Origin of the sequence: Plesiomonas sp., assembly GCF_051650925.1 — a bacterium.
Classification (GTDB): domain Bacteria; phylum Pseudomonadota; class Gammaproteobacteria; order Enterobacterales; family CAMTGL01; genus Plesiomonas.
This window is the reverse complement of sequence record NZ_JBOFRH010000588.1, coordinates 1-1,057: the sequence shown is the minus strand read 5'-3', so window position 1 is coordinate 1,057 and position 1,057 is coordinate 1. Positions and strand designations below refer to the sequence as shown.

General features: G+C 48.6%; 1 protein-coding gene. It reads left to right on the top strand.

Annotated features, from left to right (window positions below; all coding sequences use genetic code 11):
* A partial coding sequence (locus tag ACRC27_RS14090) for an alpha/beta fold hydrolase (RefSeq protein WP_438640164.1) occupies positions 1-632 on the top strand: 632 nt, incomplete at its 5' end.
* Positions 633-1,057: the final 425 nt, after the last annotated feature.

The following is a 1,057-nucleotide window of genomic DNA, read 5'->3' as shown; positions in this document are numbered from 1 at the left end:
CCGGACATGGGCAATCCGAGCCACTGACATCACACCGCGGTATTCCGGAAATGACCCGTGCCGTGTCGCGCTGGTTACAGACACAAAATTGCGGGCCGGTGATCGTGATAGGTTTATCACTCGGAGCATTGGTGGGATTGGAGTTATTGCTGAAATATCCACATCAAGTGCTGCATGCCATTTTGATCAACGGCACGACCGATCTGCGCTTAACAGATCCGGATGTCAGCCGATTTTTCACCCAACGCATCTGGTTTGTTCGCTTATTTGGCGTGGAGAATATGGCTAAAGCGGCCGCTCCCTTGCTGTTTCCCGATCCGCAATTGCATGCGGTGCGTGAACGCTTTATCCAGCAGCTCAGCCTAAACTCGAAAGCCCAATATCTGCGCCTACTGTACAGCCTACAAAATTGGGAGGCCTCCGCTGAGTTGATGCAACGAAACAGCGTGCCCGTCGATATCGTCAGCAGTGAGCTCGATTATCTCAGTGAAGCGCGTCGTCGTCGTTTATTTGCTCCACTAAGTTATTCGCGTTTTCATACCTTGCCCGGCCTTCATCATGCCGCCCCCGCAGAATCACCAGAAAGCTGCAATCAACTGCTGCAGCATTTGCTATACCAAGCGCTACGCTAACCACAATCGTTAACGAAGTGAACGACAGGCCGAGGTTTGGGTTGTACTCATACTTATATTGCGTATTTGGATATTGCGTATATCGTTCCGCCCCATCACTGCCGGACTAACCACTACTTCGAACCTAACGCACCAAGCCTAATGCGCCACATCTCAATAGAGGGATAAATACACCACACCTCTTTCTTGTTATTTTCTGACGCTGAACCACGTAAGCCCCCCTATTTGCCTGCGTTGAGACGACATTTTCTCGCCCGGATAGCAACGTAATCACGCCCTTGCCTCATCCACAAAGATGCTTTTTTATGCACAATTGTGAATAGCTTATTTTTAATTTTTTATAACCAATAAATTTTTATTCCACGCAGCAAAATGCTGACACCCCGTAGCTCAGTAACAAGCTGAAAAACATCGGCTATTTCGTT